This window comes from Caballeronia sp. Sq4a, assembly GCF_023170545.1.
Lineage (GTDB): Bacteria > Pseudomonadota > Gammaproteobacteria > Burkholderiales > Burkholderiaceae > Caballeronia.
This window is the reverse complement of the sequence record NZ_CP084252.1, coordinates 55,912-80,734: the sequence shown is the minus strand read 5'-3', so window position 1 is coordinate 80,734 and position 24,823 is coordinate 55,912. Positions and strand designations below refer to the sequence as shown.

The 24,823-nt window shown below is 65.6% G+C and carries 21 protein-coding genes; 6 read left to right on the top strand and 15 right to left on the bottom strand.

Annotated elements, in window-relative coordinates:
* Nucleotides 1–28 precede the first annotated feature (28 nt).
* From LDZ24_RS19970 to LDZ24_RS19955, 4 genes are read right to left on the bottom strand one after another with little or no spacing between them, the layout of a single operon-like run.
* Nucleotides 29–1,909, bottom strand: a complete 1,881-nt coding sequence (locus LDZ24_RS19970) for a hypothetical protein (protein ID WP_248323850.1) — start codon at nt 1,907–1,909, stop codon at nt 29–31.
* 50 nt (nt 1,910–1,959) lie between these two features.
* The gene (locus LDZ24_RS19965) at nt 1,960–3,240 is read right to left on the bottom strand and encodes a hypothetical protein (RefSeq protein WP_248323849.1); all 1,281 of its coding nucleotides are present in this window, start codon (nt 3,238–3,240) and stop codon (nt 1,960–1,962) included.
* 37 nt (nt 3,241–3,277) lie between these two features.
* Entirely contained in the window at nt 3,278–4,327 is a 1,050-nt protein-coding gene (locus tag LDZ24_RS19960) for a hypothetical protein (protein ID WP_248323848.1), read from the bottom strand.
* Nucleotides 4,328–4,351: 24 nt separating this feature from the next.
* Nucleotides 4,352–5,527 carry a hypothetical protein gene (locus LDZ24_RS19955; RefSeq protein ID WP_248323847.1) on the bottom strand — a complete coding sequence of 392 codons (1,176 nt, stop codon included), beginning with the start codon at nt 5,525–5,527 and terminating at the stop codon, nt 4,352–4,354.
* 475 nt (nt 5,528–6,002) lie between these two features.
* On the opposite strand from LDZ24_RS19955, the gene LDZ24_RS19950 reads away from it, so the two are divergent.
* A complete protein-coding gene (locus LDZ24_RS19950) occupies nt 6,003–6,548 on the top strand; it encodes a response regulator transcription factor (RefSeq protein WP_248323846.1) in 546 nt (181 codons plus the stop codon).
* A 63-nt stretch (nt 6,549–6,611) separates the two neighbouring features.
* On the opposite strand, the gene LDZ24_RS19945 is transcribed toward LDZ24_RS19950, so the two are convergent.
* Genes LDZ24_RS19945 through LDZ24_RS19905 form a run of 9 tightly spaced genes read right to left on the bottom strand, consistent with a single transcriptional unit; the run spans nt 6,612 to nt 16,646 of the window.
* On the bottom strand, nt 6,612–7,514 hold the full coding sequence (locus LDZ24_RS19945) for an SMP-30/gluconolactonase/LRE family protein (RefSeq protein WP_248323845.1): 903 nt from the start codon (nt 7,512–7,514) through the stop codon (nt 6,612–6,614).
* Nucleotides 7,515–7,541: 27 nt separating this feature from the next.
* Entirely contained in the window at nt 7,542–8,486 is a 945-nt protein-coding gene (locus tag LDZ24_RS19940; RefSeq protein ID WP_248323844.1) for a 3-hydroxyacyl-CoA dehydrogenase, read from the bottom strand.
* Between the two features lie 19 nt (nt 8,487–8,505).
* Complete coding sequence (locus tag LDZ24_RS19935) at nt 8,506–10,605, bottom strand: ABC transporter permease (protein WP_248323843.1); 2,100 nt, start codon at nt 10,603–10,605, stop codon at nt 8,506–8,508.
* Nucleotides 10,606–10,616: 11 nt separating this feature from the next.
* Complete coding sequence (locus LDZ24_RS19930; RefSeq protein ID WP_248323842.1) at nt 10,617–12,140, bottom strand: sugar ABC transporter ATP-binding protein; 1,524 nt, start codon at nt 12,138–12,140, stop codon at nt 10,617–10,619.
* 11 nt (nt 12,141–12,151) lie between these two features.
* On the bottom strand, nt 12,152–13,279 hold the full coding sequence (locus LDZ24_RS19925) for a sugar ABC transporter substrate-binding protein (protein ID WP_175942651.1): 1,128 nt from the start codon (nt 13,277–13,279) through the stop codon (nt 12,152–12,154).
* A gap of 39 nt (nt 13,280–13,318) precedes the next feature.
* Nucleotides 13,319–14,098, bottom strand: a complete 780-nt coding sequence (locus LDZ24_RS19920; protein ID WP_248323841.1) for an N-acyl homoserine lactonase family protein — start codon at nt 14,096–14,098, stop codon at nt 13,319–13,321.
* Between the two features lie 13 nt (nt 14,099–14,111).
* Nucleotides 14,112–15,044 carry a 3-keto-5-aminohexanoate cleavage protein gene (locus LDZ24_RS19915; RefSeq protein WP_175942647.1) on the bottom strand — a complete coding sequence of 311 codons (933 nt, stop codon included), beginning with the start codon at nt 15,042–15,044 and terminating at the stop codon, nt 14,112–14,114.
* 14 nt (nt 15,045–15,058) lie between these two features.
* The gene (locus LDZ24_RS19910) at nt 15,059–15,865 is read right to left on the bottom strand and encodes an SDR family oxidoreductase (protein WP_248323840.1); all 807 of its coding nucleotides are present in this window, start codon (nt 15,863–15,865) and stop codon (nt 15,059–15,061) included.
* 46 nt (nt 15,866–15,911) lie between these two features.
* Nucleotides 15,912–16,646, bottom strand: a complete 735-nt coding sequence (locus tag LDZ24_RS19905; protein ID WP_248323839.1) for a GntR family transcriptional regulator — start codon at nt 16,644–16,646, stop codon at nt 15,912–15,914.
* Nucleotides 16,647–16,984: 338 nt separating this feature from the next.
* Here LDZ24_RS19905 and LDZ24_RS19900 point away from each other — a divergent pair, with 338 nt between their 5' ends.
* From LDZ24_RS19900 to LDZ24_RS19880, 5 genes are read left to right on the top strand one after another with little or no spacing between them, the layout of a single operon-like run.
* Nucleotides 16,985–18,016, top strand: a complete 1,032-nt coding sequence (locus LDZ24_RS19900) for a TRAP transporter substrate-binding protein (RefSeq protein WP_248323838.1) — start codon at nt 16,985–16,987, stop codon at nt 18,014–18,016.
* Nucleotides 18,017–18,032: 16 nt separating this feature from the next.
* Nucleotides 18,033–19,928, top strand: a complete 1,896-nt coding sequence (locus tag LDZ24_RS19895; RefSeq protein WP_248323837.1) for a TRAP transporter large permease subunit — start codon at nt 18,033–18,035, stop codon at nt 19,926–19,928.
* An 18-nt stretch (nt 19,929–19,946) separates the two neighbouring features.
* Nucleotides 19,947–21,026 carry a LacI family DNA-binding transcriptional regulator gene (locus LDZ24_RS19890; protein WP_248323836.1) on the top strand — a complete coding sequence of 360 codons (1,080 nt, stop codon included), beginning with the start codon at nt 19,947–19,949 and terminating at the stop codon, nt 21,024–21,026.
* Nucleotides 21,023–22,045, top strand: coding sequence for a hydroxyacid dehydrogenase (locus tag LDZ24_RS19885; protein WP_248323835.1), 1,023 nt, complete (start codon nt 21,023–21,025; stop codon nt 22,043–22,045). The genes LDZ24_RS19890 and LDZ24_RS19885 overlap by 4 nt, the downstream gene beginning before the upstream one ends.
* On the top strand, nt 22,042–22,857 hold the full coding sequence (locus tag LDZ24_RS19880; protein ID WP_248323834.1) for an amidohydrolase: 816 nt from the start codon (nt 22,042–22,044) through the stop codon (nt 22,855–22,857). The genes LDZ24_RS19885 and LDZ24_RS19880 overlap by 4 nt, the downstream gene beginning before the upstream one ends.
* A 69-nt stretch (nt 22,858–22,926) precedes the next feature.
* On the opposite strand, the gene LDZ24_RS19875 is transcribed toward LDZ24_RS19880, so the two are convergent.
* Nucleotides 22,927–24,159 carry a Zn-dependent hydrolase gene (locus LDZ24_RS19875; protein ID WP_248323833.1) on the bottom strand — a complete coding sequence of 411 codons (1,233 nt, stop codon included), beginning with the start codon at nt 24,157–24,159 and terminating at the stop codon, nt 22,927–22,929.
* Between the two features lie 105 nt (nt 24,160–24,264).
* The gene (locus tag LDZ24_RS19870) at nt 24,265–24,771 is read right to left on the bottom strand and encodes a GAF domain-containing protein (RefSeq protein ID WP_248323832.1); all 507 of its coding nucleotides are present in this window, start codon (nt 24,769–24,771) and stop codon (nt 24,265–24,267) included.
* Nucleotides 24,772–24,823: the final 52 nt, after the last annotated feature.

Here is a 24,823-nt window from a genome sequence, read left to right as displayed (position 1 = left end):
GCAAAAGCGGCCGGCGACGCGTGAATGCTTACAGGCGATCGAAGAGCGTCTGTTCGAAGTGCGGCGGAATTCTCGGATCGAGCGGCGTGCACGAAGCGGGGACGCCGCCGCCCGTCGCTTCGCGGAACAGGTCGAGCGCACGGTCGATGAAAAGCGGCAAGATGCCTTCCGGCCCGGTCGTCGAACTGTCGAAGATCTCTTCGACGGACACGCAGCCGATCGTCATCTGCTCGACGAGCGGACGCCATTGCAGATCGCTGTCCCGCTGCAGGCAGAGTTCCTCGTGCATGACGTCGACGAAGCGCAGCGCGGACGGCGCGCCGCCCATGAAGCTGAGGTTGTTCTGCACGATGTTCTGAAAGCTCGCCACCGTCGTCGTGACCGACCAGTAGGTCGCGTCGAGCGGGCGCAAGAGGCGGCGGATCGCGTCGAGTTCATTGATGACCGCGTCGGGAATCACGCCCGCTACGCCGGCCACCCGGATTCCGGTGCTGCGGAACGCGCGCGGCTGCACGATGCCGCGGAACGGCCACATCTGACCGAAGAACGGCTCTCTCGCCTGGACGCTCGCGTTGATCGGGTTCGACGCCACGATCACGTCGATCAGGAAGCTGTATGCGGCGGCGCGCGCTTCGGGCAGACCGAGATCGGCGTCGCCTACACAGTAGAAGTCGATCGAGCGGTCGATGTCGTAAAGCAGCTTGTCGAGCGCGATCTGGGCGAGCACCGTGTCGTGGTCGCACGCGCAGTCGGTCAGGCAATCCAGTTGACGGGCGAGCGTGCCGCGATGATTGACGACATTCATGAGGCGGTTTTCCGCCGGCGTGATCGGCGACGGTCCGTACAGCCCGTAGTTGAGCACTGAAGGCCGCGCGACGCGCAGCAGCCGGAAACCGCCAGCCGGCATGAATCCGTCGATGAATAGTTGCAGCGCCTCCAGCAGTGTCGCCAGTTCCGGCGACACGTTCGGGATTTGCCCGAGCGTCGACTGCACGAAGCGGTTGAGCCGCGCGAGCGGTCCCCACGCGGTGGCTCCGATCGCCCGCAATCCGCTGGACCCGCCGCCGCTCGCGAGCTGCACGACTTCGTCCATGGTGCGCGCGAGTTCGCCTTCACCGAGCAGCGAGCGCAGATCGCCCTGTCCGCGCGCTTCGAGCATCGCGGCGAGCTGCCGGTACGATTGCAGTCCGCGCGGCCACGTGCTTCCCTGTCCGACCATCGCCGCGACGCCGTCGACCTGGCGTAACGCATTCAGCACGGCATCGCGACGCGCTTGAAGCTCGGTGAAGGGCGCCTGCAGCAGGAAGTGACCGCCCGCGAACCCGAGATTCGCCAGTGCTTCGCCCATCAGCACGAGGATCACGGCCGATACTTCGTCGAGACTCTGGCCGAGATCGCGAAAGCTGCGATTCAGGTCCGGCGTCAGCACGCCGATCATGCGCGCGAGCCGCGCGTAGTCGCCGAGTTGCCGTCGCATCGCGAAGGCCTTGTCGCGCTGGCGCGTGTCCATCGACATGCGCGCGGCCGCCACGCCCTCATCGATGGAGCGCACGATCACCTGCTGCCAGCCTTCCAGTTCCGGCCGAATGTCCTTGCTCTGGTTGTCATCGAGCAGACGCGCGATATCGGTTTCAACGTCGTGGCGAGCCTGGTTCAGATCGATGTTGGTCGCGGCGAGCGGCGGCGGCGCCGAAGGCCGGGCCACCGTTGTACGCAGAAACGGCATGCCCTGCGCCTCGCCTTCGATCGCCTGCGCGCGAACATCGGATTGATAGCGGTCTGCCAGTGCCTGCGCGATCGCCTGAGGATCGCGCGGATCGCCCACCTTCAGTTCGCGCCGGATGAGGTTGTCGATGACGAGAGTCTGACGATCCGGCATCGGCGAGAGGGCGTTCGGGGTTTCGTTCATGGCGGCTACCTACCTTTGGCAAGTCCTGGCGTCAGAAAATTAGTTGCTGGTCACGCTGCCGTCTTGTAGTGCGAAGGCTCCGAGGCCTTCTCGCGCAGGTGATCCGTCAATTGCCCGATGACGTTGTCGGCCAGCCGGCGCGGCGCAATACAGCCGGCTTCGAGCGCATAATGTGCCGCGCTCACGAGATGACGCGGCGGCAACTCGGCAGGACGTTCTTCGGCGAGGCGGCGCGCGCCCGCCCGGATCGCGTCCTCATTCTCGCGGCGAAACGGAATGATGTCGGCAAGCGCGCGCTGGGCAAGATTGCGCCGCGTCTGGAACGCAATTTCATCGACGACGTCGGGGATCACGCGCGGCGCGCTACTCATCAGCGCAGCCGGTATGCGGTGCCCCTGCGAAGGCTTGTACATCGCCTGCCAGACGCGCAGCAGACGCGTCCCGTCTTTGCTGAATCCCATGCGCCGCAGCATCTCCGCGAGCAGGTAGACGCGCAGATAGGCCGTCGGATGCGCGCTGCCCGGCCGGTACGTCATGCTGCGCGGCCCTGGGTTCGCGAGGAAATCCGCCATACCCCACGCGGCGGCCGGGCCGCCCAGCAGCAGCGCGGCGAGATCCGCGAAAATCTCCTTATGCCAGCGTCCGTAGACGGTGGCGACGAGCGGATCGCGCGACGAACCGAGAATGCGCCGCAGAACGGCCTGACGGTTCTCTTGCCAGATGCCGAGATCGGCCTGCAGATTGTGCGCCACTTCATGCAGAAAAACGGATTGCCAAGGCTGGTCACGGTCCCAGGGAATCCGAATCAGCGGAAACGGGTTCGGCTCGCCCAGAAGGCGCGACAACTGCACGCCACGCCGCATCGTCGCGGGCGAATAGCCGTGCTCCAGATAGCACACCGGCTTGAGCAGCGGACCGTCGAAGATGCGCGGTGCAGCCTGGCGGATGGCCCGGTAGCAATCCTGCGCGATGACATCGTGCGCCGCGAGTGCCGGCCCGAAGCTCGTCCCGCGTTGCGCGAAGACTTCGTAAAACATGCCGAAGAGACGGCGCGCGCGATCGAGCTCACGTTCGACGAGTGCGATGTCGATCAGCACGCGCTGCGGCGGGCGTTGCCGCCAGCCCTTGCGCAATTCGGCGGAACGTGCGCGGATTCTCTGTTCGACGCTCGCAAGCCGTGAATTTGCCGCGCGAATATGATCTGCCGACGGCGCATAAGGCATGTCCTGCGGCCTCAGCCCGACGAATGCATTGTCGATGCGCGCGAGCCGCGACAACCGCGCCGTCAGGCCGGTGATTTTCGCTTGGAGAAAACGCTCCACATTGCTCATGGCGGGCTCCGTCCGCTGCGTTTGCCAGATCGCGCCGCTAGCGGGACCCGCGGATGACGATCGTCACCGGGCCGCGCAGACGCAGGCGGCGTCCGCCGCCGCAGTGCGGGCACGCGCCGCCGCCGCGATGCATCCTGCGTCCCGAGGCGGCCGCCACGCGGCGCGCGGCAGGCGCGACCGTACGCGCGATGGTGCGTGCCACTTGCCCGCGCGGCGTCGCGCGCCGTTGCGCCGATACGAGAGGACGCGCGAGACGGCGCACCGTCTGCGGCCGGCGCACGACCTGCTGCGCCGCGCGCTGCGCGATTTGCACGGCCGTCTGCGGCGACGCCCGCCGGCGTTGTGCGATGCGGCGCGTCGCCGTCACCACACGCGCGACCGCACGCGCAGCCTGCGGTCCCTGGCTGCGCGTCGCGGTGCGCACCGCACGCGCGACCGTTCGCACCGCCGCACGCCGCACCTGCGGGTTCGCACGTGTCACGGCCGGCAACGCGCGCCGAACGACCAAGCCCGCGAGCACGGGCGCGGCGGCATCCAGTTCGTCCTCGTCGAGCGCATCGACCATTTCGTCGAACAGCTCGAACTCGTCTGCGCCGTCCGCGAGCATCTTCCCGGCGACATTGGCGATACGGCCGATCAGCTGCGCCTGCGGCAGCGGAATCATGCTGGCGATCGGCGCGATGGTGCGCGCCACGCTGCCGATGCCCCGCCCGACACTGCGCGCGATCCGCCCGAGCCGCTTGAAGAACTCGTCGCTGTCGCCGGCGTCGAGCGCATCGGCGACGGCGTCTTCCATCGCGTCGAGGTCGTCGCCCGAGTCGAATTCGTCAAACTCGTCCGATTCGTCGAGTTCGTCGCCTTCGTCGGCCATCTGGAATTCGTCGTCCGATTCGTCATAGTTGTCGAACGCACCGGCCGCGTGACCGGCGACGCGGCCGAGGAACTCATCGTCGCCCTCGTCGGCGAAGTCGCCTTCGCCGTAGCCGTCTTCGTCGCCCTCGTCGTAGGCGTCCATCGAATGATGCGACGGGCCTTCCGCGGCTTCGTACATCAAATCGTCCATTACATCGGTTTCGAAGCGATCCATGATGTGCTCCCTGTTCGACAACGCTCAGCGCGGGGTGATGGTCAGCGTCGCCGGCCCGCTGATCCGGATGGTTCGGGTCCGCCCGCGACCGACGCCAGGCAGGCCGCGTCCGAGCGAACGGGGGCGCGCGAGCGGTCCGGCGGATGAAGGCCTCGCTCGCGGCGACCGCGTGAGGCGGCGCACCAGGCCGGGCTGCTGGGTGAGCCGCTGCGCCGCCCGCGGCAGACCGCGGCGCAGCACCTGCACCGCCTGCTGCGGCGTCGGCACCTGCCGCTGAGCCACGCGCGCCGCCGATTCTGAAAGCCTCGGCAGCGTGCGCACGGCCTGCGGTCCGCGCCGCCGCGCGAGTTCACGCGCCGCCGCGGCGACGCCGCGCACGAGCGCACGGCGGCCCGCCTCCGATAACTGCGCGACATTGCGATAACCGAGCCCCCGCGCCGCCGCGCGCGCCGCGAGTGCGACTGCGGCGGGCAGAGCCTCGTCGAGGCCATCTTCGAGATAGAGGTCCATGACTGCGTTGAACGCATCGTCGGCGCTGTTGCCTTGTCCCAGCAGTTGGCCGATCTGGCTGAACAGTCCCTGCGCGCCGCTCGCGGTCTGGCCGAGCGATCCGGCGATACTTTGCGCCCGCCCCGCGGCCGACCCGACGCCCTGCGCGACGCGGCTTACCTGATCGAGTACGCTCCCTGCGCCGGGCGCTCCCAGCAAGCGCGCAAGCCGCGCGGCCGTTTCGGCAGCGGGCGAGACCACACGCGCCGCGCGTCCCACGCCGCCGGCGATATCGCCCGCTCGGCTTGCGAACGATCCGATCCTGCCTGCGGCGCCCGCCGCGCTCCCCATGCCGCGGCTCACCAGACCCGCCGCGCGCCCGAGGCCGCCGAGCAAACGGCCGATGAATTCGTCGTCGCTTGCGGCGTCGAGCCCATCGGCGACTTCTTCTTCGAACGCGTTCCACAATGCCATGTCGTCGACGTCGTCCGCTTCAATTGACGACATCCCGTCGAAGCAGTCCTCCGTCGCACAATCGCCGCTATCGGCGAATGCCTCGTCGCCATACATGCCGTCAGCCGATTCGTCGAACTGATTGGGCGGATCCAAGTCGTCGGCACTGTCGGCATCGGCCTGATCTGCAAGGTCGCTATCAAAGAGATCACTCATTGCTTTCTCCGCAACTGACATCGACTGCGCGAGCCGATCCATGTGCGCAGTGTAGGAACTTACGCACGCGGTTCAATCGTCAGAAGGGGCACATGCATGCGGGTTGCTGCGTCGGCTCTCGCCCCTCTGAACCCGCTTTTTGAAGCGACACAGAAGACATTAGCGCGCAGTGGCGGATGCGAACGGATTACCGCATATGAGGTAGCGCACTTTCAGCCGAGATATATCTTGCGTTTTTACATTCGGTATACCTAAAAATAACGGCAGTAACCTGATCGCAATTCGCGTTGATCGCATTGCAAGGTATCCAAACGACTCTTCTTCGGCGCTTGCATTCGTGCTGCGATGAGTGAGGCCTCCAGTGGATTCGCGTGACGCTCGTGCCACGTGGTCCGCCGCATGACGACACGGCGGAGCACCGCTTTGCGGGCGCACGCGGAGTCGGAGGCAATCACCGGCTACCGAACGGCTTTACGCTTTCGCGTCAGGATTGAGCCGATCCGATGGGAGGCGCTTCGTGGCGACGGTTTCAGACAAGCGCAGAGCGTCCTGCGATTCGCAGCGGCGTCCGCACGATGCCGTGCTTGTCGAGTTCGCGGACGCGGCCGGCATGCGCGAGGTCGGAACAATCGAACTCGGAGGCAAGCTATGTCGAGTCCTTGTCGATGGCTCGGGCGCGCCGCGCGCGGCGCATCAGAGCGAGCCGCCGGTAACGTCGCGCGGCGGCAATGATCCGATCGTCCGCTTCGAGTTCGAAGGACAGCGCTATGCCGTCGTCACTGAGCGGCCGATGCGCCCGGATTACGACGCCATGAAGGGACCCGATGGCGCGATCGGCATGGACATCATGCGCATGCTGAGCCGGCGCGAGATGGAAGTGGTTCAGCTGGTATGCATGGGATTTCTGACCAAGCAGATCGCCGGCCGCTTGCAGATAAGCGAGTTCACCGTGCGCACGTATGTAAAAACAATCTATGCCAAGCTCGGCGTGCGCTCGCGCGCCGCGCTCGTTTACCGGTTCATGCGAGCAATGAATAACGGCGTACGCGGATCGGGCGAGTGACGCGGGGCTCTGGCTTCGTAGACCCTTCGGTGCCGTTCGCCTGGACCGGCGCACCGGCCGCATTCATCCAGCGAAGCGCGGCTCGGGAAGCCCTCTCACGCCGAGTCCCGTCACCGCGAACAATCCGCCTTTGTCCTGCTCTTTCTGCGGAATGCCCCACATGGGCCGGCCCATGGTCGATACGTACAGCGTGTCGAGATTCGCGCCGCCGAACATCACGCTCGTCAGATTGCGCACGGGAAACGGCACGACGCGATCGAGCTTTCCATCCGGCGAGAAGCGCAGGATCCGCCCACCGAACACCAGCGCCGACCAGATATACCCTTCCTCGTCGACAGTCGCGCCATCGAAGGTGCCCGCCATGTTCCGGGCCGATGCGAAAAGCCGCTTGTTCGAAATGCCGCCCGTTTCGATGTCGTAGTCGTAGGCGTACATCTCCTTGCTGTAAGTGTCCGTGAAATAGAACGTGCGGTTATCCGGACTCCAGCACGGACCGTTCGAACAGGTGATGCCGCTGTCGAGCCGCGTCACGCGGCCGTCGATATCGAGCCGGTACAACGCGCCGCTGCGCGTCGAACGCTGGCCGCGATCCGCGAAATAGCGGTCGAAGTCGTAGGCCATCGTGCCCGCGATAAAGCGGCCGCGCCGATCCACCTTGCCGTCGTTGAAGCGCGTCTCTGGATCGTCGGATTCGGGATCGGCGATGAACTCGACGGTCTGCGACTCGAAGTCGTAGAAATGCAGACCGTTGGCGAGCGCCACCACCGCGCCGCCCTTCTCGCGCAACGCCATCGAGCCGATATGATGCGGCACGAAGTAACGCGTGACCTCGCTTCCATCCGCGCGGCAACTGTAGATTTCGGCTGCCGTGCTGTCGATCCAGTAGAGCCGATCTTGCTGCACGTCCCAGAGCGGTCCTTCGCCCAGGTGATTATTCGCATCGACCAGCAAGCGTACTTCGGGCATCGTCGTCTCCTTGATGGGTTCGTTCTGTCAGTCGTTCTTGTTCTTCTCGGCGCGCCGGTGCGCGAGCAGCGCCATCAGACGGCGATCGCGCCACCGGCTGCGCGCCTCGATCTGGTCGGCCGGGAGCTGTTCACGGCGCTGCGCGTGCAGGCTCGCGATGGTTTCTTCGGACCACGAGAACGGCACGCGCGTATCCGCGATGCTGCGATAGGTGCCGCCATAACGCGACGCGTAATCCGCCACGCCGCCGGGCGCGTTCAGGTCGATGGTTTCGAACGGGCCCATGAACGACCATCGCATGGCAAGCCCATCGCGCATGACCGTGTCGAGATCGGCGGCGCTCGCGTAGCCTTGTTCGTAGAGGCTCAACGCCTCGTCGAGTACCGCTCCCTGAATGCGGTTCAGCAAGAAGCCCGAGATTTCGCGGTTCACCGTGACGGGGCTCTGTCCTGCTTCCTCGTAAATCGCGCGCGCGCGTTGCAGCGTCTCTTGCGACGTCCACGGCGTGCCGCAAAGTTCGACGAGCGGCACGAGCGACGGCGGATTGACAGGATGCGCGACGAGGCACCGCGCGCGACCCTCCAGCCCTTCCGTGAACGTCGACGCGGGCAAACCTGAAGTCGAACTGGCGAGCAGCGCTTCGGGCTTCGTGAGGCGGTCGAGTTCCGCGAACATCGTGCGCTTCACTTCCACGATCTCGGCGATGTTCTCCTGCACCAGATCCGCGTTGGCCACCGCTTCGGCAAGCGTATCGCACGCCTCGATGCGCCCGACGATACGGTCCACGCTCTCGTCGATCAGGCCGAAGGAAGCGAAATCCTCGACGCTCTCGCGAATGGCGGGGATCGCGCCCGACAGCATGTCTCGCGAGGCATCGTGGATTTTCACGGTAAAACCGCTGCGGGCGAACACGATCGCCCATGCGCGGCCGATCCGCCCCGAACCGATCACCGCTATCTCTCTCGTGCTCATATGTTTCGTTCTCCTTATGTCAGGCGCGTTTGTCGCGCAGCGTGATGACGGCAGCCAGCACGACCACTCCGTTGATGATGTCGCGCACCGCAGGCGGAACCGTCGTTCCGGCGAGCAGCGTGCCCAGCGCCGTCAGCAGCAGCGCGCCGCCGAACACGCCGAGATAATGGCCGCGTCCGCCGGTGATGAGCGCGCCGCCCACCACGACGACCGCGATGGACGGCAGCAGGTAAGGATCGCCCATGCCGAGGAAGGCCTGCGAACTGAAGCCGGCGAGCAGCAGCCCGACGAGCGCCGCGCACACGGCCGAGACGCAGTACACGGCAATCAGGACCGCGCCCACGCGCACGCCGGAGAGCTTCGCCGCGATCTGCGAGTTGCCGACTGCATAGATGCGACGCCCGAACGGCGTGCGATGCAAAAGCAATAGCGCGAACGCGAGAAACACCGGCACGCTCCACGCGGCGAGCGACAGCGGCCCGAGCCTGCCATTGGTGAAGTCGCTGACCGCCGACGGCGCCCAGCCTTGCGGCGAGCCGTTGCAGTAGATGAGCGTCAGGCCTTGCAGCAGTCCGTTGGCCGCGAGCGTGACGACGATAGGCGGCAACCCCAGCATGACGACGCCGATGCCGTTGAAAAGCCCCACGAGCACGCCTACGCCCAGCACGACCGGCACGGCCCACGCGGCCGCGCCGTTGACGCCGTGCGTGAGGCCCGTCAGCAGCACGCCGGAGAGCGTGATGAGCCACGGCATCGACAGATCGAGGCCGCCGGTCAGGATGACCGCGCCCTGACCGAGCCCGAGGATCGCGAGGAACAGCGTGAGCGTGAGCAGGCTGCTGTAGAAGTTCGCGCTGAACAGCACGCCCGGCCCGTAGACGACGCCCGTCACCGCGACGACGCCGATGAAGAGCAGATAGGCGGGCAGCACATACTTCGCCCATTCGCGATTGCGCTCGATCCAGTCGCCGATCGCGCGGCCCTTGAGCTCCGTGTTCTCGATCGGGCGGAAGTCGTTCACCTGGAACGTCACGCGCCGCGCCCGCGCGTCGCTCGTGACGCGCGTGCCTGTTCGCACCGCCTTCAGCCACTGCGCCGCGTGACGCATGGACTCACGCGCCGCCGATTCCTCGCCGATCGAAGCGCCGAGCACCGCGAGAATCAGAATCACCGCCTCCGCGATCGTCGTGAAGAACGCCGATACGTTCAGCACCAGCAGAATATTCACGGTGATCATCAGCGTCATCGCCGCGAACACCGTGCCGACGCAGCCGCCGCGCCCGCCGCCGAGCAAGGTGCCGCCCAGCACGACGGCAGTGAACATCGACAACAGCAGCGGACGGCCCACGAGCGGATCGGCGGAACCGGTCTGCGCCGACACGTACAGCCCCGCCGCCGCGTAGAACATGCCGGCGAGCGCATAGGTCGCCATGCGATAGCGCGTCACCGGCATGCCGTTGGCGAACGCGCCGTCCGGATCGCTGCCGAGCGCGTACAGGCCGACGCCGAAGCGCGTGCGCTTCACGAACGCCCAGATCAACAACGCGACGATCAGGACGCCCGCGGACATCGGCAACTTCTCGGGAATCAGATCGGACGTGAGGAATGCGCCGAACTGCTCGCCGACACTGCCGCCCGGCTTGTTTTGAATCAGGAGCGTCATGCCCTGCACCATGAACATCGTCGCGAGCGTGACGACGATGGATTGCAGGCGGAACCAGGCGATCAGCGCGCCGTTGACGAGCCCGATGCCGCCGCCGATTCCGATGATGAGCGCCGCGCCCATCCATTGTTCGAGCGGCGTGCCTTGCACGAATCGCACTGCAAGCACATTCGCGAGCGAGACGACCGCGGAGGCCGACAGATCGAAGCCTCCGGTCAGTACGACGATGGTCTGTCCGATGGCCGCGAGCGCGAGCGTCGTCGCGCTGGAAATGACCGAGCCGAGGTCGTACATGCCGACCGGCGTCGCGGACAGCGCGACCCACGCGGCCAGCATGGCGAGCAACGCGCCGACCGCGATGATGAGCCCGCGGTGATGGTCCAGACGCGCGCCCCATCCCGTTCCCGTGCCCGGCTTGACGGTCTCGCTGTCGGGCGACGCAATGGCTACCTTCATGGAAGCACCTCTCAAGTCGAAAGCATCTTGCGCATCACGTTTTCTTCCGTGAGCGCGTCGCCGGAAAGCTCGCCGACATTGCGGCCGCGATACATCACCGACACGCGGTCGCAGACGTTGACGAGCTCAGGGACATCGGTGGAATAGAACAGCACGGAACCGCCCGCCGCCGCGAAAGCGCGCATCAGCACGAAGATCTGATGCTTGGTGCCGACGTCGATGCCGCGCGTCGGATCGAACATCAGCCACACGCGGCTTTGCGTGAGCAGCCATTTCGCCATCGCGATCTTCTGCTGGTTGCCGCCCGAGAACGACAGACACGGCTTATAGAGCGCGCGCGGGTTGACTTCCATCTGGGCGAGCGACGTGCGGATGGCGGCCTGCTCGCGCTTACGGTCGATGAGGCCGAATCGCGCATAACGCCCGATGACCGGCAGGGACACGTTGTCGCCACCGGGCAAGCGGAGGAACAGGCCTTCGGTTTTGCGATCCTCCGGCAGAAAGCTCGTCGAGACACCCGCCTTCAGCGAATCGGCGGTGGAGGTGAGCGTGACCGGCTTGCCGTCGATGAGGATTTGCCCGTCGTCGACGTACGTCGCGCCGAACAGCGCTTCGAACAGCTCGCGCTGCCCCATTCCCTGCAACGCCGCAATGCCGTGCACCTCGCCAGGCTTGAGCACGAGATCGAAGTCGGTCACCACGCCGTCGACGCGCACGCCGCGCGCCTCCATCGCAGGCGGCTTCGGCGCCGCTTCGCGCAGCGCGGGCGGCTCGATCTTCGGCGGATACTTCGCTTCCAGCGATCTGCCGATGACGAGCTTGATTACTTCGTCATCCGTAATATCGGCCGCATCGAACTCGCCGACATCGCGACCGTTCCGATACACGGTGAGGCTGTCGCAGAACTCGCGCACTTCCTGCATGCGGTGCGAGATGAACACGAAGGTCACGCCCTTCGCCTTCAGTTCATCGATGCGGCGCGACAACCACGCGACGTCCCGCCCGGAAAGCGCGGACGTGGGCTCGTCGAGCAGCAGCACTTGCGGTCCGCGCACGATCGCCTTCGCGATCTCGATCTTCTGTCGCACGGGCAAGGACAGGTCGCGGATATACGCGCCGGGACGCACGTCGGAGAGTTCCAGCTTTTCGAGCCACTCCGACGCCTGCCGCTGCGCTTCGCGCTTCTTGATGCGCCCGAAGAGACCCGTCGGCTCATACGACATCAGCAGGTTCTGCGCGACCGTGAGATCGCGCACCAGCGTCATTTCCTGAAACGCGGTCTGCACGCCCGCCCGATGCGCGTCCTTCGGTCCGCGCATGGCGACTTCCGCGCCCATCACGCGGATGTTGCCTTCGTCCGGCTGCATCAACCCGGACAACAGCTTGACCGTGGTGGATTTGCCGGCGCCGTTTTCGCCGAGCAGCGCGTGCACCGCGCCGCGCTTCACGCGGAACGACGCACCGTCGAGTGCGACCGTCGCGCCGAAACGCTTCGTCACGTTCGATAGATCGATCGCCAGAGATGCGTCGTTCATGATGAGCGCCTTTAGTCCTGGTTGCCCGTGAGCGCCGCGTTGAAGCCGACTTCCTTCGTGTCCTCGGAGTAGATGTCCGCGAACCAGCCCGGCGGCACCTTGTCCGGGCTGAAGGCCGTGCAGCCCGCCTTCAGTTCGTCGATGCTGCCGGTCTTGCACAGCTTCGACTGGCCGTTCTCCACGAGCGGCAGCTTCAGCGTGATGTGCTGCGGGAAGTCCTTGCCGTCGAGCTTCGCGACAGCCATCTTGAGCGCCATCGCGCCGGAGTACGGCGGCGCGCCGTAAGAGATCGACCGGTAGCCGATGGAGCGATACGCACCCTGTCCCTTGACCTCGCCGGGCGGCAGCATCTGCACGCGATGCCCGTTCGACGATTCCCCCGCGCACGGCTTGATCTTGTCGTCCGCGATGCCGGCGTCCAGCTGCATCGACGCCGCCGTGAAGCAGCCGACCTGCATCCACAAGCCGTCGATCTTGTCCCAGCTATTGGTGGCGAGAATCTTCGACAGTTCGGTCTTGGCCGTCGCCTGGCTCCACATGCCGGTGCCTTCCGCGACGATCTTGATGCCCGGATACTTCGCGAACACGGCCTTCGCGGCTTCGGTGCGCGCGCGGTCCACCGAGGTGCCCGGCACGCCGTTGATCATCACGATGTTGCCCTTGCCGTTGATCGTCTTCGCGAGCCATTCCGCGGTCACCGTGCCGGCCTGATGCTGGTCGATGTTCACGTTGTGCGCGCACGGCTCGGTCACTTCGGCGTCATACGCCGCGACGACCACGCCCTTCGAGCAGGCATTCTTGATCGCGCGATTCAGCGCGGTCGGCGAGATCGGATAGATGATGATGGCCTTCGCGCCCGCCTGCACCATCGAGTTGATCTGCTGGATCTGCTTCTGCGCATCGGTGCCCGCGACCTGCACTTCGAGATCGACCTTATCTTTAAGCGCCGGCGTGTTCGCCATGGCCTTGACCATGTTCGCGGCTTCCGTCTGCCAGTCGTTGCCGACATAGCTCATCGACAGAAACACCTTGTATTTGCCCGCTGCGTGCGCGCTTCCCGACATCGCGAGCGCCGTCGCCATCGCGAGGCCGAGCGCTGCCCGGCCCGCATGACGGATCGTATTCGTCCATGCTTTCATGTCTTCCTCCGCTGGTTGTCTTCTTGACTGCTTTCGGACTTACGCCTCTTTCACTACATGCGGCAAGCGCGCGCTCGCCGGCAATGCGATGCCCGCGCTTCCCGGCACGACGTTGGGATCGTGTCCGGGAATCACGAAATCGGCGATCTGGCGTATGCGCGAGAGCGAGCCCATCTCGGCGAGCGTCTCGTGCACGATGCCGACCGGCACCAGATCGACGATGTTTTCCATGCAGTTCGCGCAATCTCCCGCGATCAGTACCACGCCTTCTTCCGTATCCACGGCGACGGACTGATGGCCCGGCGTATGACCCGGCGTCGGCACGACGCGCACGCCCGGCACGATATCGGCGACGCCGTGCACGAACTGCCAGCGGAAGTACGCGAGCGGCTCGCGGCCGATCAGGAACTCCTGGTAATAGGTGGCCTGCGTCGGCAGCGGGCGGCCCGCATACTCCCATTCCTGCGCCTGCACGATGAATCGCGCGTTCTTGAAAAGCGTGTTGCCGCCGGAGTGGTCGTAGTGCAGGTGCGTGTTGATGACGATATCGACCTCGTCCGCGCTCCAGCCGACGTACTCCTTCAGCGCGCGTTCCAGCCTTTCTTCCGGCGCCTGTTCGCACGGGCAGACGAAGCTCGACACCCAGCCCGGATCGTGTATGCCGGTATCGACCACGATCTTCTTGCCCGCGCCGACGATGGCCGTGGACCACACCGGCACCTTGATTTGCTGGCCGAAGTAACGGCCATAGACTTGCGATGACCGATCGACGGTGAGCCAACCCGTCGGCATCGCGACGACTTTCAGCTTCGCGCTCACGATGCGCTCCCGGTCAGAAGTTGGTGTTGTCCGCGCCCTTCAGTTGCAGCATCTGGCGCGCTTCGGCGGGCGTCGCGATATCGAGCGACAGCCCTTCGATCACCTGTTTGATCTTGCGCACCTGCGCCGCGCTCGAATCGGCGAGCTTGCCGGGCTCGATCCACAGCGAGTCTTCCAGTCCGACGCGCACGTTGGACCCTTGCGCGACGCCGATGGACCCGAGCGCGATCTGGTTGCGGCCCGCGCCGAGAATCGACCAGACGTAATCGCTGCCGAAGAGGCGATCGGCGGTTCGCTTCATGTGCGCGAGGTCTTCCGGATGCGCGCCGATGCCGCCCAGAAGCCCGAACACGCTCTGCACGAAGAACGGCGGCTTCGCCAGCCCGCGATCCACGAAATGCGCGAGGTTGTACAAGTGCGAGATGTCGTAGCACTCGAACTCGAAGCGCGTGCCGTTCGCGCCACACGAAGTCAGGATGTATTCGATATCCGCGAACGTGTTCTTGAACACGAGATCGCGGCTATTCTCGAGATGCTTGCGCTCCCAGTCGTGCTTAAGCTCCTTGAAGCGATCGAGCATCGGATAGAGGCCGAAGTTCATCGAGCCCATGTTCAGCGACGCCACCTCTGGCTGAAAATGATGCGCGGGCTTCAGGCGCTCGGCCACCGTCATGTGCGGACTGCCGCCGGTCGTCAGGTTGATCACGGCGTCGGTTTCCGCCTTGATGCGCGGCAGGAACTCCTGGAACACGGCGGGGTCCTGCGTCGGACGGCCATCGTTCGGATCGCGAGCGTGAAGGTGAATGATCGCGGCGCCTTCCTTGGCGGCGGCGAGCGCGGCATCGCCGATCTCCTGCGGCGTGACCGGCAGATATGGCGACATCGACGGCGTGTGAATGGCGCCGGTCGGCGCGCAGGTGATGATGACCTTGCGTTTCGTTGCCATGGGATCCTCGTGCGTTAGAGAACTTCGACGTTGCCGCAGACCGAGATAGCCTGTCCCGAGATGCCGCTGCCCGCAGGCGAGCACAGAAAGAGCGCAGTGGCCGCGACTTCTTCCGGCGTCGTCATGCGACGCAGCGAAATCTTGGCGAGATATTGCTTCTCCATCTCTTCGTAAGAGAGATTGAGCTGCTTCGCGCGCGCGTCGATGACCCGCTCGATGCGCGGGCCCTTCACGATGCCCGGCTGGATTGCGTTGACGCGTATGTTGTCGGGACCGAGCTCGATCGCGAGGCTCTTGGTCATGCCGACCACGGCCCATTTCGTCGCGGCGTACGGCGTGCGGAAGGCGTAGCCGAGACGCCCGGCCACCGAGGACAGCGCGATGATCGTGCCGCCTTCCCTCGCTTCGCGCAGCAGCGGCACCGCGCGGCGCGCGAAGTAAAACTGCGCGTTCAGATTGACATCGACGGTGTCTTCCCACGCTTTGACGTCGATCTCGTCGATGCCGCCGGTCGGCCCGGCAATGCCGGCGTTGTTCACGAGCACATCGAGCCCGCCGAGCTGGGTTTGCACGTCCGCGAACACGCGCTCCACCGCGTCGCGATCCGAGACATCCGCGAGCGTCGCCGTGATCGGATTCAACTCCGCGCCCGCTTCGGCGTGGGCGAGTTCGTCAATCGCTTGCTGGCTCGCATCGCAAACGTGGACGCGCGCCCCTGCATCGACGAACGCCCGCGCAATCACGAGCCCGATGCCCGATGCGCCTCCGGTGATGAGCACGCGCAAGCCCGCGTGCGGTTTCAGCATCTGCAGAACCGTCATTGTCCGTCTCCGTTTGTTTTCATTCGTTGTACGAATCTTCTTCGATTCAGGCCTGCGCCAGATTGCCGCCGCCGTCGTCGCTTGCTTCGTCGCTCGTGGCGCTTTGCAGGCGTTCCTGCAAATCGGCCGCGGCGTCGCCGATGTCCTCCTCGATGCCGGCGCGCGCGCCCTCGCCGTCGCCGCGCCACAGCGCCTCGACGATATGCCGATGCGCGGCCATCGAACGGCGCATGTGAGGAATGTCAGGCGCGACGAGGTTGAGAAAGGGACCAATGCGCATCCAGAGGTTCTGGATCGTCGCCTGGGTGATTTCGCTCGCGCCGTGCGCGTAGATCGCGCTATGAAATCTGAAGTTGCTGCGCAGGTAGGCGGCCACGTCGCCCGCTTCTACGTGAACATCCATCTCGTCGAAGATCTCCTGTAGCGAGGCGAGATGCGAGCGCGTCATTCGCGAAGCCGCGCGTTTCGCCACCGCGCCTTCGAGCGCGATGCGCACGTCGCGGAGTTCTTCGAGCAGTTCGAGCGTCATCGGCGGGACCATGAGCGCGCGGCCGGGTCCGTCGATCAGCGCGCCTTCCGCCTGCAAGCGGGTGAGCGCGGCGCGTACCGGCATCGTGGACGAGCCGACCGCTTCGGCGACGCTGCGCAGGCTCAGCAACTGCCCGGGCGCGAAGCGTCCGGTCATGATCGCTTCCCTCAACTGCGTGTAGACGCGGCTCGCCATCGTCTCTCGTGCAACCAGTTCGAGTGCCGGTAAGTCCGGTGATGCGCGAGTCGCCACGAGAAGACCTCCCAAAGGCATGCCGGTTGTGCTTGTGATGTGTGATCACACCGCATGGAACGCAGTTTGGGCAGAGTGCGCGGACGAGTCAACTAGGTGAAAACGCCGAGTCGTTTGCATGCTCGGGTTGGCCAATGTCGCAGTCCGTTGCGGCGTGTCGCGGGTGATTCAGGGCGAACGCAGTCGGTCCAACGGATGAGCCTACGGGAAAACGCGCGGTTGACCGTTGGACGACCCGTCGCCTACTGTATCGATACACTAAATCGATACAGCCGCGCGGCGGACGCTCGCATGCGCGCAAACTCGTCCGCGCTCACGCGGCAATCAGGAGACACACCATGCATTCGATTTCCCGGCGACGGTTCCTTCAGACGGCCTCGGCCGCCTCGCTCGCGGCGGCGGGCGCGGGCTTTCCCGCCATCGTGCGCGCGCAGCCGGCCGTCGCGCTGCGCTTGTCGTCTTCGATGCCCGCCAACGAGAACGCCGCGCACTATGTCTGGTATCAGAATCTCGCCGCGAACCTGAAGGCGAGCGTGGGCGACCAGATTCGCATCGACTACTTCCCGAACAACCAGCTCGGCAAGGAAAGCGACGTCGTGCAGCAGGTCAAGGTAGGCGCCGTGGACATGATGGTCACCGGCTCGTCGATCTGGGCGACCGTGCTGCCCGAGCTCGGCATGCTGGACCTGGGCTACGTGTTCGACAGTTTCGACCACGTCGGCCGCGCGATGGACGGCAGCGTCGGCAAGTCGTTCGACAGCATGCTGCAACAGCGCGCCGGCTGCTCCGTCGTCACGTGGGGCTATTCCTTCGGCGGCCGAAATGTCTTCACGAAGAAGCCGACACAATCGCTCGCGGACATCAAGGGCGTGAAGCTGCGTGTCCTGCCCACGCCCGCGTTCATGGAAACATTCAAGCTGATGGGCGCCGTGCCGACGCCCATTCCCATCGGCGAGCTGTACATGGCCGCGCAGACGGGCGTCGTCGACGGCTTCGAGCACGATTGCGCCACCGTGCTCGCCAGCAAGTACGACGAGGTCGTGAAGTCGTGCTGGCAGACGCAGCACGTCTTCAGCCCGCTCGTCGTCGTGATGGGCCGCCGCGCGCTCGCGAAGATCCCCGAGAACCTGCGTCCCGCGTTTCAGAAGGCCGCGCAGGACGCCACCGCGAAGCAGCGCGTCGCGGCCATCCAGACCGCCGCCAGCGCCGAGCAGGAACTCAAGAAGCGCGGCATGACCTTCTATCCGATGTCGCAGGCCGATCGCGACACCGCGCGCAAGGAAATGCAGACGCAGTTGTACGCGAGCTTCGCGAAGCAATATCCCGCGACCGCGCCGCTTTTCACCGCCATCGCTTCGGCCCGGGCCTGAACGGAGGAACGACGCCATGACCACCTTCTCCGCGACGCCCGGCCCCGAAGCCACGCTCGCCGCGCCGGACTTCGGCCGCGAGACTGCGCTTGCGCGCGGTCTCGTGCGCCTGATGCGCGGCATCGAATATTTGTGCGCGGCTGTGCTCGCGGCGGACGTGCTCGTGGTGTTTCTGTCCGTGATCTATCGCTACTTCCTGCACGACCCGTTCGACTGGGCCGAGGAAGTCGCCCGCGCGCTGATGATCGTGCTGGTCTTCTTCGGCGCGGCCACCGTGCTCGGGCGCAGCCAGCACGTGGGCGTCGATCTGTTTCGCGGCATGCTGCCCAAGCGCTGGCAACCGGCGCTCGTGCATGCCGGCCATTGGGTGATCGCGGGCGTCGCCGCCAATCTTTGCGTGTCGTCGTGTCTGCTGCTCGTCGATTCATACGGGCAGATGACGCCGAGCGGTCTGCCCGCGTGGATCAACGTGTATCCGCTCGTCGCGGGCAGCCTGTTCATGACAGTGTTCGCCCTCGCGCATGCGTTGAACGGCACGCGCCGACTCGTGCTCGGCACGCTGCTCGGCTGCATGGCGATCGCGGCGGCGGTGTTTGCGTGGAACGTCCTCGTACCCGGTCATGCGGCGAAGCCCGGCGCGCTGCTCGCCATCGGCTTTATCGGTGGACTCGTGCTCGGCGTGCCGATCGGCTTCGTGCTCGCCTTCTCGGCCCTGCTCTACTTCCTCGCCGAACCGTCCCTGCCGATGCTCGTGTATTCGCAGCAGGTCATGGCCGGCACCGATCATTTCGTACTGCTTGCGATTCCGTTCTTCGTGCTTGCCGGCCTTCTGATGGAAACGAACGGCATGTCGTCGCGACTGATCGAACTACTGCTGCGCATGTTCGGGCGGGTACGCGGCGGACTCGGCCTCATCACGATCATGGCGACCGCGTTCTTCTCCGGCGTGTCCGGCTCGAAACTGGCGGATATCGCGGCGGTCGGCGGCGTGGTGATGCCCGCGGTGCGCCAGAGCCGCGAAGACCCGAACGAAGCGGCCGCGCTGCTCGCCTGCAGCGCCGTGATGGCGGAAACCATCCCGCCGTGCGTCAACATGATCATCATGGGCTTCGTCGCGAACATTTCGATCGCCGGCCTGTTTCTCGCAGGCGTGGTGCCGGCCGCGGTGCTCGCCGTGGCGCTCGCGATCGTCGCCGTGATCTGCGGCCGGCGCATCAACCTCGCCGATGCCCTGACGAACCCGCGCGCGTGGCTGCCGCTCTTGGGCGGCGCGCTCGTCGCACTGGTCATGATCGCGATGATCGGCAAGGGCGTGACTTCGGGTATCGCGACGTCGACGGAAGTATCGGCGTTCGCCGTGGTCTATGCCCTCGTTGTCGGCTGGCTCGCATTTCGCGAACTGACGCCGAAATCGATCGCGCGCGTGTTCGTGCGCTCGGCATCGATGGCGAGCAGTATTCTGTTCATCGTGGCGGCCGCATCCAGCGTTTCGTTCGCGCTGACCATCGAGCAGATTCCCGCGCTCGTGTCCGATTCGATGATCGCGTTCGCGCATCAGTATGGCCCGACCATGTTCCTGCTGCTCTCGGTGCTCATCATGATTGTGTTCGGCGCGGTGCTGGAAGGCGCGCCCGCGCTCATCATTTTCGGGCCGCTGCTCACGCCGATCGCGACGCAACTCGGCATCAACCCGCTGCACTTCGGCACGGTCATCGTCGTCGCGATGGGTTTCGGCCTCTTCGCGCCGCCCGTCGGTCTCGGCCTGTTCGCCACCTGCGCGATCACCGGCACGGACATGAAGGCGGTGGCGCGTCCCATGGTCAAATATCTGCTGGTGCTGGCCATCGCACTGGTGGCGCTGGTTCTGGTGCCGTCTTTCTCACTTTGGTTGCCGACCCGGCTCGGCCTGTAGCCGGTAGAAGTCAACGCTATGAGCACCATTCAGGATGTGGCCCGCGAAGCCGGCGTGTCCGTGAGCACCGTGTCGAACGTGCTCAACGGCCGCATCGATCAGATGCGCCAGGAAACACTCGCCCGCGTGCAGGCCGCCATCAGCACGCTGCGGTATCGCCCGAGTACGCTGGCGCGTCAGCTCAAGACCGGGCAGACGCCGATCGTCGGACTGCTGGTGCCGTCCATTGCCAATCCGATGTACGGCTATATCGCGCGCGAAGTGGAAACTTATGCGCAGGAGCGTTACGGCTATCGGGTGATGATCGGCAACACGTATCGCGATCCCGGGAAGGAAGCCTCGTTCTTCGAGGACCTGCTCTCGCAGGGCGTGCGCCGCGTGATCGTGATTTCATCGCTCGCCAATGAGCGCCATCTGGAAACCGCCGCCGGACGCGGGATGGTCGTCGTGAGTTACGACCGCCGCGCGACCGAAGGCGAAGCCACGCGCGTCGATCACGTTACGCCCGACAACTTCGGCGCCGCGCGCATGGCGACACGTCATCTCATCGGACAGGGCCACACGCGGCTTGCGTTCGCGACGCTGACCGGCATGACGATGAGCCGGCGCGACAAGATCGACGGCTTTCTCGCCGCTGCGAGCGAAGCGGGCCTGTCCGGGCGCGCGCAGGTGCTCGACAGCGGTCCGGTCAACGAGTACGGCGACTCGATGATCGCCGAGAACGGCCGCGCGCTTGCGCGTCGACTGGCGGCCGACGACGAGCGCCCGACCGGGATCGTCGCGGTCAACGACCTGATGGCGCTGGGTCTGATGGCGGGCTTGCGCGAATCGGGGCTGCGCGTGCCCGAGGACGTGTCTATCGTCGGCATGGACGGGCACTTTCTGGCGGCGATCTCGAACCCGGCGCTCACCACCGTGCAGCTTCCGGTTCCGGCGATGGCCGCCGCGATGGTCGAACGGGTGATGCGCGCGCACGACGAGCCGATGCCCGCATCGGAGCAGGCGCTGTTCACGGAGATCACGCTCGTCGAACGGGAATCGGTAGCGCCGCCGGGCAGCGCCAGGCCGGTAACGAAGCAATCCAGGACCAGAAAATGAACAAGGTATTCGTGAGTCACCCCCGGCACATGCTGGACCATTATTTCGGCGCCCGCGCGGCGGCGGCGCTGGCGAAGATCGCCGATGCCGCCTACAACCCCGAAGACCGCGAGCTGAGCACGGCCGAACTCGCGGACAAGGCGCGCGATGCGGATGTCGTCATCGCGTATCGTCAGACGCCTGCGCCGCGCGCGTTGTTCGAGGCGCTGCCGAAGCTCGCGGCGTTCGTGCGCTGCGCAGTGGATATTCGCACTGTCGATGTCGATGCTGCCAGCGAACATGGCGTGCTCGTCACGCAGGCGAGCGCGGGCTTCGTGCCGGCGGTATCCGAATGGGTGATCGGCGCAATGCTCGATCTCGCGCGCTCGACGACCGCGTATGCGTCGGCGTATCACCGCAACGAAGCGCCCGTGCCGCAGATGGGCCGCGAATTGCGGGGCAGCACGCTCGGCGTGATCGGATACGGACAGATATCGCGCTACTTGTGCGAGCTTGCGCTCGCGTTCGGCATGCGCGTGATCGTGTCCGATCCTTACGCGCGAATCGACGATGCGCGCGTGCGCGCGGTCGATCTGGACGCCTTGCTCGCGCAGGCCGATTTCGTCGTCTGTCTCGCGCCCGCGAACGAGCAGACCGCGAATCTGATGGATGCGCGCGCCTTCGCCGCGATGAAGCACGACGCGTATTTCATCAACGCGGCGCGCGGTGAACTGGTCGATGACGCCGCGCTCTTCGCCGCGCTGGAGGGCGGACGCATCGCGGGATGCGCGCTCGATGTCGGGCGCGCGCCGGATCAGATGCCATCGCCCCGGCTGGCGGCGCATCCGCGTGTGATCGCGGCGCCTCATGTCGGTGGCTTGACGCCGGGCGCGATCGAGCATCAGTCGATGGAGACGGTCGCCCAGACCGAAGCGCTGTTCAACGGTCGCATGCCGGTCGGCGCGGTGAATGCGGCGCACGCGTTCCGGCTGGCGCGCTGGGGCCACGCGGGCATCGACGTTCCGGCGGATGCGCGATGAAGTCGCCGCTCACTTTCGACGGCGCGTGCGATTGCCACATTCACGTGTACGAAGAAGGCTATGCGCTCGCCGCGAGCGCGACGTTCATTCCGCCACCGGCGCCTGCGTCCTCGTATGCGCGAATGCAGCGCGCGCTCGGCCTGTCCCGCGCGATCGTCGTGCAGCCAACCGGTTATGGCTTCGACAATGGCTGCACGCTTGCGGCGATAGCGGAACTGGGTAGCGGGGCGCGCGGCGTCGCGGTCGTGCCGCCGGATGTCGGCGAAGACGAATTGCAGCGTTTGCATGAGGCGGGCATTCGTGGCGTGCGCTTCATGATGCTCCCGGGCGGCGTTTTGCCGTGGGACGCGCTGACGGAGATATCCGCGCGCATCGCGCCACTCGGCTGGCACATCGATCTGCAACTCGACGGGCATGCGTTGCCGCGCTATGAGCCGATGTTGTCGCGTCTTTCGTCCCGGCTCGTGATCGACCATCTCGGCAAGTTTCTCGCGCCTGTCACGCCGCAGAGCGAAGGCTTCGCGTCGCTGTCCCGTTTGCTGGATGGCGGGCGTTGCTGGATCAAGCTGTCCGCGCCGTATGAGAGTTCGCGCGTCGGTCCGCCCGCATTCGACGACGTGGCGTGGCTCGTGAGCGATCTGTCGTCGCGGTATCCGGAGCGGGGACTGTGGGCATCGAACTGGCCGCATCCGAATGTGCGGCCCGTGCCTGAGGACGCGCAGATGCTCGACTGGGCGATGGAGCTCGTCGCGGGGGACGAAGGGCGGCGCAAGATTCTTGTGGGGAATCCGGGTGAGGTGTATGGGTTCTAACCGGGCTTGCGCTGGTTCATTGCTCGTGCCCCGACGCGCGTGAATCAGCCACGCCGCATTCTCAGCCGCCTATCCCCGCAATGCTTGCAGAATCTTCGCTGCGGCATGCGCCGCGACTTCGCAACCCAGTACGATGTGCGCCTGAGCCGTATCCTCGATGAAGTCATGGCTGACTCCGCCGATGCTCGGCACGAACAGCATGCATGCGGGCAGATGATGCGCCAGCACCTGCGCGTCGTGTGACGCGCCGCTCGGCATGCGCTCCCATTGGCCCGGCGCGAGCGCTTCCGCTGCATCCGCGAGGTGGGCCTGCAGCGCCGCGTCCATCGTAACGGGTTCTTCAGGCGGCTCGATGTCGCGTATCTCGACGCTCACCTTCTCTTGCGCGTTGAAGTCGCGGATCAGCTCGGCGAGCGCGGCTTCCATTGCGGTGAGGCGTTGCGCGTCGGCGTCGCGGAATTGCAGGTACATGTCGGCCGAACCGGGCACCACGCTGAACGATCCGGGATCGAGATCGATGCGGCCGACCGTCCACACGGTATCGGCATCGGCAAGCCGCTCGAATGCGTCGTTCATGCGCGCAATGAACGCGACGAGCCCCGCGCCCGCGTCGCGGCGGATCGACATCGGCGTCGTCCCCGCATGATTGCGCTGCCCCGTGAAGCGCACCCGGAGCTCGCGTATGCCGACGATCGTCGTCACCACGCCGATAGCATGGCCATGCGCCTCCAGCCGGCCGCCCTGCTCGATGTGCGGCTCCATATACGCCTTGTGACGCGCGCGGTCGATGCGTGCGCGCGGCGCGTCCGCGATGCCGGCCTGTGCAAGCGCGTCGCCGAGCAGAACGCCTTCGCGATTGCGCGCACTGCGAATCGCCTCGTCGACGGGTTCGCCGACGAAGCTGCGGCTGCCCAGAAAGCCCGAGAACGTGCCTTCCTCGTCGATCCACGACGCGACGTCCACAGCGAGATGGCGCGTCGCGTCGCACTCGCCAAGCGCGCGGGCGATTTCGAGGCCGTAGATCACGCCGAGCGCGCCGTCGAGCCAGCCGCCGGTCGGTTGCGTGTCGGTATGCGAGCCGATCAGCAACGCCGGGCCGTCATTGCGCGAGCGGCCGAATACGTTGCCCACGCCGTCGATCGATGCATCGAGCCCGGCCTCGTTCATGCGCTGCGCCAGCCAGCGGCGCGCGTCCATATCCACCGGCGACAGCGAGAGACGCACGACGCCGGTACCCCTCGCGCCGAAGCTGCGCAGGTGCTCGAGGTCGTTCATGAGGCGGGCGGGATCGATCTTCAACACGGCGGTCCTTCCTTTGGGCGAAAGACGTAGCGTATCAGCCGCGCGACAAGCGCGCGCCGTCTATGAGACTGCCGCGCTTTGCTTCGTCGATCGATTGCCGCTCTCTTACCGCGCGGTCATCTCGGCTTCGACCACGCGCAAAATGTCGGCGGCACAGCCCGCGAGATCCTCGAACAAGCGCTTCTGAACAGGCGACAGCGCCCGAGGAGACTTGTCGATCACGCATAAGGTGCCCAAACGGTGGCCACTCGCCCCGGTGATCGCGATGCCCGCATAGAACCGGATGCCCGGGTCGCCCGTCACGAGTGCGTTTATTCGAAAGCGATCATCTTTCGTTGCGTCTTCGACCACGAAAATGCCCGGCTCGACGAGCGCATAGTTGCAGAAGGCGACATCACGGGGCGTTTGCCTGACCGCGAGCCCGTGCCGCGACTTGAACCACTGCCGGTGCGCGGCAACGATCGACACGAGCGCGATCGGACACGCCGTGACGTACGCCGCAAGTCGCGTGATGCGGTCGAGCCGGGGATCGTCGGGCGTGTCGAGCAAGCCGCATTGCGCGACTGCATCAAGTCTGTCTTCTTCGTTATATAAAACTGGATACTCGGACATCGTTACTCGTTGGGCTAAGGATAGGTCTTTGATCGATGTCTTGTCGGCAAAA

Excerpts from the sequence above, each read along its gene's own strand:
- LDZ24_RS19900 (WP_248323838.1), top strand. The coding sequence starts at position 16,985 with ATGCATTCGATTTCCCGGCGACGGTTCCTTCAGACGGCCTCGGCCGCC.
- LDZ24_RS19940 (WP_248323844.1), bottom strand. The coding sequence starts at position 8,486 with ATGAGCACGAGAGAGATAGCGGTGATCGGTTCGGGGCGGATCGGCCGC.
- LDZ24_RS19870 (WP_248323832.1), bottom strand. The coding sequence starts at position 24,771 with ATGTCCGAGTATCCAGTTTTATATAACGAAGAAGACAGACTTGATGCA.
- LDZ24_RS19935 (WP_248323843.1), bottom strand. The coding sequence starts at position 10,605 with ATGAAGGTAGCCATTGCGTCGCCCGACAGCGAGACCGTCAAGCCGGGC.
- LDZ24_RS19910 (WP_248323840.1), bottom strand. The coding sequence starts at position 15,865 with ATGACGGTTCTGCAGATGCTGAAACCGCACGCGGGCTTGCGCGTGCTC.
- LDZ24_RS19970 (WP_248323850.1), bottom strand. The coding sequence starts at position 1,909 with ATGAACGAAACCCCGAACGCCCTCTCGCCGATGCCGGATCGTCAGACT.
- LDZ24_RS19955 (WP_248323847.1), bottom strand. The coding sequence starts at position 5,527 with ATGGATCGGCTCGCGCAGTCGATGTCAGTTGCGGAGAAAGCAATGAGT.
- LDZ24_RS19890 (WP_248323836.1), top strand. The coding sequence starts at position 19,947 with ATGAGCACCATTCAGGATGTGGCCCGCGAAGCCGGCGTGTCCGTGAGC.
- LDZ24_RS19925 (WP_175942651.1), bottom strand. The coding sequence starts at position 13,279 with ATGAAAGCATGGACGAATACGATCCGTCATGCGGGCCGGGCAGCGCTC.
- LDZ24_RS19880 (WP_248323834.1), top strand. The coding sequence starts at position 22,042 with ATGAAGTCGCCGCTCACTTTCGACGGCGCGTGCGATTGCCACATTCAC.
- LDZ24_RS19965 (WP_248323849.1), bottom strand. The coding sequence starts at position 3,240 with ATGAGCAATGTGGAGCGTTTTCTCCAAGCGAAAATCACCGGCCTGACG.
- LDZ24_RS19885 (WP_248323835.1), top strand. The coding sequence starts at position 21,023 with ATGAACAAGGTATTCGTGAGTCACCCCCGGCACATGCTGGACCATTAT.
- LDZ24_RS19960 (WP_248323848.1), bottom strand. The coding sequence starts at position 4,327 with ATGGATCGCTTCGAAACCGATGTAATGGACGATTTGATGTACGAAGCC.
- LDZ24_RS19930 (WP_248323842.1), bottom strand. The coding sequence starts at position 12,140 with ATGAACGACGCATCTCTGGCGATCGATCTATCGAACGTGACGAAGCGT.
- LDZ24_RS19945 (WP_248323845.1), bottom strand. The coding sequence starts at position 7,514 with ATGCCCGAAGTACGCTTGCTGGTCGATGCGAATAATCACCTGGGCGAA.
- LDZ24_RS19895 (WP_248323837.1), top strand. The coding sequence starts at position 18,033 with ATGACCACCTTCTCCGCGACGCCCGGCCCCGAAGCCACGCTCGCCGCG.
- LDZ24_RS19915 (WP_175942647.1), bottom strand. The coding sequence starts at position 15,044 with ATGGCAACGAAACGCAAGGTCATCATCACCTGCGCGCCGACCGGCGCC.